Origin of the sequence: Lutibacter agarilyticus (assembly GCF_900188235.1) — a bacterium.
In the GTDB taxonomy this organism is placed as follows: domain Bacteria; phylum Bacteroidota; class Bacteroidia; order Flavobacteriales; family Flavobacteriaceae; genus Lutibacter; species Lutibacter agarilyticus.
On sequence record NZ_FZNT01000017.1, the window covers coordinates 1 to 5648 of the forward strand.

Annotated in this window: 2 tRNA genes and 3 rRNA genes; all 5 read right to left on the reverse strand. The window is 45.7% G+C overall.

What is annotated here, in order from left to right:
- Positions 1–41 precede the first annotated feature (41 nt).
- The 5 genes from rrf to CHB67_RS16970 all read right to left on the reverse strand — a co-directional run bounded on the left by rrf (position 42) and on the right by CHB67_RS16970 (position 5228).
- Positions 42–152, reverse strand: a 5S ribosomal RNA gene (rrf, locus tag CHB67_RS16950).
- Between the two features lie 148 nt (positions 153–300).
- Positions 301–3187, reverse strand: a 23S ribosomal RNA gene (locus CHB67_RS16955).
- Between the two features lie 183 nt (positions 3188–3370).
- A tRNA-Ala gene (locus CHB67_RS16960) sits at positions 3371–3444 on the reverse strand.
- Positions 3445–3542: 98 nt separating this feature from the next.
- A tRNA-Ile gene (locus CHB67_RS16965) sits at positions 3543–3619 on the reverse strand.
- Positions 3620–3708: 89 nt separating this feature from the next.
- Positions 3709–5228: ribosomal RNA gene (locus tag CHB67_RS16970) — 16S ribosomal RNA — on the reverse strand.
- Together the 16S, 23S and 5S rRNA genes with 2 tRNA genes alongside form the textbook arrangement of a ribosomal RNA operon.
- Positions 5229–5648: the final 420 nt, after the last annotated feature.

Consider the following 5648-nt stretch of genomic DNA (forward strand, 5'->3'; position numbering starts at 1 on the left):
AAAAAAAAACCTTCAACGTTTAAGTTGAAGGTTTTTCAAAAGAAAGGCGGTGACATACTCTCCCACCATAGTGGCAGTACCATCTGCGCTGATAGGCTTAACTTCTCTGTTCGGGATGGGAAGAGGTGAGCCCTATCGCTATAACCACCTTAAGTCTTTAGTTAGCAGTTTCAGTGTGTAGTTTTCAGTAATAATTTACTTTTAACTCTAACTGTACCCTGTTAACTGCAGCCTTCGCTGCTTATGTGTTGACATACTGAAAAAATAATATCTTAAATTCAAAAATTAATAAAAAGAGGCAGCATAAAAGCCTATGGGTTATTAGTACTACTCGGCTATGACATTACTGCCGTTACACCTATAGCCTATCAACGTGGTAATCTCCCACGACCCTTTAAAGAAATCTCATCTTGTGGTGGGTTTCGCGCTTATATGCTTTCAGCGCTTATCCCTTCCCGACGTAGCTACCCAGCAGTGCTCCTGGCGGAACAACTGGTACACCAGAGGTCAGTCCAACACGGTCCTCTCGTACTAGTGTCAGATCCACGCAAATTTCTAACGCCCGCTACAGATAGAGACCGAACTGTCTCACGACGTTCTGAACCCAGCTCGCGTGCCACTTTAATGGGCGAACAGCCCAACCCTTGGGACCTTCTCCAGCCCCAGGATGTGACGAGCCGACATCGAGGTGCCAAACCCCCCCGTCGATATGAGCTCTTGGGGGAGATCAGCCTGTTATCCCCGGCGTACCTTTTATCCTTTGAGCGATGGCCCTTCCATGCGGAACCACCGGATCACTATGCTCTTGTTTCCAACCTGATCGACCTGTATGTCTCTCAGTCAAGCACCCTTATGCCATTGCACTCTACGCACGGTTACCAAGCGTGCTGAGGGTACCTTTAGAAGCCTCCGTTACTCTTTTGGAGGCGACCACCCCAGTCAAACTACCCACCAAGCACTGTCCCCATCACTGGGTTAGACTCTAGATAAGCAAAGGGTGGTATTTCAACAGTGACTCCACAACGCCTAGCGACGCCGCTTCAAAGTCTCCCACCTATCCTACACATTACTTATCCAAAACCAATACTAAGCTATAGTAAAGGTGCACGGGGTCTTTTCGTCCCGTAGCGGGTAATCGGCATCTTCACCGATACTACAATTTCACCGAGCTCATGGCTGAGACAGTGTCCAGATCGTTGCACCATTCGTGCAGGTCGGAACTTACCCGACAAGGAATTTCGCTACCTTAGGACCGTTATAGTTACGGCCGCCGTTTACTGGGGCTTCATTTCATTGCTTCGCCGAAGCTAACAACTCCACTTAACCTTCCAGCACCGGGCAGGTGTCAGGCCCTATACATCAACTTTCGTTTTAGCAGAGCCCTGTGTTTTTGATAAACAGTCGCCTGGACCTTTTTACTGCGGCCCTGTATTGCTACAGGGCGACCCTTCTCCCGAAGTTACGGGTCAATTTTGCCTAGTTCCTTAGCCATGAATCACTCGAGCACCTTAGAATTCTCATCCCAACTACCTGTGTCGGTTTACGGTACGGGTTCTCATAATCTGAAGCTTAGAAGTTTTTCTTGGAAGTTCTTAATCACACTATCTACGCCGCCGAAGCTTTGTAGTACTATCCCGCTTTAGCAAGGTCTGCGCATTTAACTACAGACCCTATACCTACACGGTTCAACGTACTATTCCGTCAGTACGCGGTGAGTTCATTACTCCGTCCCTCCATCGCAATTATGAGAAGTACTGGAATATTAACCAGTTATCCATCGACTACTCCCTTCGGATTCGCCTTAGGACCCGACTAACCCTCAGCTGATTAGCATCGCTGAGGAAACCTTAGTCTTTCGGTGTGCGGGTTTCTCGCCCGCATTATCGTTACTTATGCCTACATTTTCTTTTGTAATCGCTCCAGCAAACCTCACAGTTCACCTTCTACGCTGATTACAATGCTCCCCTACCAATCTACAATTTAATGTAGAGTCCATAGCTTCGGTAATATACTTATGCCCGATTATTATCCATGCTCGATCGCTCGACTAGTGAGCTGTTACGCACTCTTTAAATGAATGGCTGCTTCCAAGCCAACATCCTAGCTGTCAGTGCAATCGAACCTCGTTAGTTCAACTTAGTATATATTTGGGGACCTTAGCTGATGGTCTGGGTTCTTTCCCTCTCGGACATGGACCTTAGCACCCATGCCCTCACTGCTGTGTATATTTTATAGCATTCGGAGTTTGTCAGGAATTGGTAGGCGGTGAAGCCCCCGCATCCAATCAGTAGCTCTACCTCTATAAAACTTTACCACAACGCTGCACCTAAATGCATTTCGGGGAGTACGAGCTATTTCCGAGTTTGATTGGCCTTTCACCCCTACCCACAGGTCATCCAAAGACTTTTCAACGTCAACTGGTTCGGTCCTCCACTGTATGTTACTACAGCTTCAACCTGCCCATGGGTAGATCACTCGGTTTCGCGTCTACTACTACTAACTAAAGCGCCCTATTCAGACTCGCTTTCGCTTCGGCTCCGTGTCTGAAACACTTAACCTTGCTAGCAACAGTAACTCGTAGGCTCATTATGCAAAAGGCACGCTGTCACACTGTAAAAGTGCTCCAACCGCTTGTAGGCGTACGGTTTCAGGATCTATTTCACTCCCTTACTTAGGGTTCTTTTCACCTTTCCCTCACGGTACTAGTTCACTATCGGTCTCTCAGGAGTATTTAGCCTTACGGGATGGTCCCCGCGAATTCAGACAGGGTTTCACGTGCCCCGCCCTACTCAGGATACCACTATCAATAACTTCGATTACTTATACAGGACTATCACCCTCTATGGTCAGTCTTTCCAAACTGTTCTAATTCTCTAAGCATCAAATATTGTGGTCCTACAACCCCAATTTTGCCGTAACAAAACTGGTTTGGGCTATTGCGCGTTCGCTCGCCACTACTAGCGCAATCACTATTGTTTTCTCTTCCTCCGGTTACTTAGATGTTTCAGTTCACCGGGTTTGCCCCTCTTACGAGGTGATATGTCTTCAACATACCGGGTTGCCCCATTCGGATATCTACGGATCATATTGTGTGTGCCAATCCCCGCAGCTTTTCGCAGCTTATCACGTCCTTCATCGCCTCTGAGAGCCTAGGCATCCGCCATACGCCCTTATTTAGCTTTTTATGCTATTTGCTTTTTTATTCTATTTGTTGTAATATATATTTCTATATATAGCTTAATAAAAATTACTTTTTATTATATTTTTGATTTTTACGATATCATTTTTTCAATATGTCAATGAACTTTGTTTAGCCGTTGGCTCTTGGCCTTTAGCTAATGCTAATAGCAAATTGCTAATAGCGCTTTTGTGGAGAATATCGGAGTCGAACCGATGACCTCCTGCGTGCAAGGCAGGCGCTCTAGCCAGCTGAGCTAATCCCCCGTTTTCTAGTTGACAGTCCACAGTTCTCAGTCTGCAGTCGATAGCCGACTAATTGGGTGAATAACCACTTCTAGATTTTCCTATATACATCCTAATATTGGTAGTCCCGGGCAGACTCGAACTGCCGACCTCTACATTATCAGTGTAGCGCTCTAACCAGCTGAGCTACGAGACTCTAGATTAATTTGTATATAATATTTTTAAAATTGACAGCATTAAGTAAGATACAATTCTTAGTTCGTAACTTAACATCTCTTTCTCTAGAAAGGAGGTGTTCCAGCCGCACCTTCCGGTACGGCTACCTTGTTACGACTTAGCCCTAGTTACTAGTTTTACCCTAGGCGGCTCCTTGCGGTGACCGACTTCAGGTACCCCCAGCTTCCATGGCTTGACGGGCGGTGTGTACAAGGCCCGGGAACGTATTCACCGCATCATGGCTGATATGCGATTACTAGCGATTCCAGCTTCACGGAGTCGAGTTGCAGACTCCGATCCGAACTGTGATATGGTTTGTAGATTCGCTCCTGATCACTCAGTGGCTGCTCTCTGTCCATACCATTGTAGCACGTGTGTAGCCCAGGACGTAAGGGCCGTGATGATTTGACGTCATCCCCACCTTCCTCTCGGTTTGCACCGGCAGTCTCGTTAGAGTCCCCATCTTGAAATGCTGGCAACTAACGACAAGGGTTGCGCTCGTTATAGGACTTAACCTGACACCTCACGGCACGAGCTGACGACAACCATGCAGCACCTTGTAAGTAGTCCGAAGAAATAGCTATCTCTAGCTAATGCAACCTACATTTAAGCCCTGGTAAGGTTCCTCGCGTATCATCGAATTAAACCACATGCTCCACCGCTTGTGCGGGCCCCCGTCAATTCCTTTGAGTTTCAATCTTGCGATCGTACTCCCCAGGTGGGACACTTATCACTTTCGCTTAGTCACTGAGTTACCCCAACAACTAGTGTCCATCGTTTACGGCGTGGACTACCAGGGTATCTAATCCTGTTCGCTCCCCACGCTTTCGTCCATTAGCGTCAATATATACGTAGTAGACTGCCTTCGCAATCGGTATTCTGTGTAATCTCTAAGCATTTCACCGCTACACTACACATTCTATCTACTTCCATATAATTCAAGACTAACAGTATCAAAGGCAGTTCCACAGTTGAGCTGTGGTATTTCACCCCTGACTTATTAGCCCGCCTACGGACCCTTTAAACCCAATGATTCCGGATAACGCTTGCACCCTCCGTATTACCGCGGCTGCTGGCACGGAGTTAGCCGGTGCTTATTCATATAGTACCGTCAGAGTTCCACACGTGGAACGGTTTCTTCCTATATAAAAGCAGTTTACAACCCATAGGGCCGTCTTCCTGCACGCGGCATGGCTGGATCAGAGTTACCTCCATTGTCCAATATTCCTCACTGCTGCCTCCCGTAGGAGTCTGGTCCGTGTCTCAGTACCAGTGTGGGGGATCTCCCTCTCAGGACCCCTATCTATCGTTGCCATGGTAAGCCGTTACCTTACCATCTAGCTAATAGAACGCATACTCATCTTTTACCACCGAAGTTTTAATTATTAAATGATGCCACTTTATAATACTATGAGGTATTAATCCAAATTTCTCTGGGCTATTCCTCTGTAAAAGGTAGATTGTATACGCGTTACGCACCCGTGCGCCGGTCGTCAGCAAATAGCAAGCTACTTCTGTTACCCCTCGACTTGCATGTGTTAAGCCTGCCGCTAGCGTTCATCCTGAGCCAGGATCAAACTCTCCATCGTATGTATTTTTAATAATGTACGATGTTATAGTTTCTCAAAAGAATTGTCTAAGTATTAAAACTTAGGTTCTTACTCAATTTTACGCTGTCAATTTCAATATTTTCAATGAACTTTCATTTTGTAGAAACACTAGAATCGAACTAGTAGACTTTTTTAATTATCCTTCCAAAACCTCTCTGCTTATGAACTAAATAACAACCCTTAGCTGTTAGGGGCTGCAAATGTAAAACCTTTTTTTGTTACCGCCAAATAAAAAATTAATTTTATTTTTTGAAGATTCTAAACCAACTTTAATTATCTGAACTTACACAAACCCCTTTCGTTGTTAGCGGCTGCAAATGTACAACCTTTTTCCTTTCCTAAACAAACTTTTTATCTGGTTTTTATTAAGTTTTTTTGAAGTGAAATATACAGCGCTGA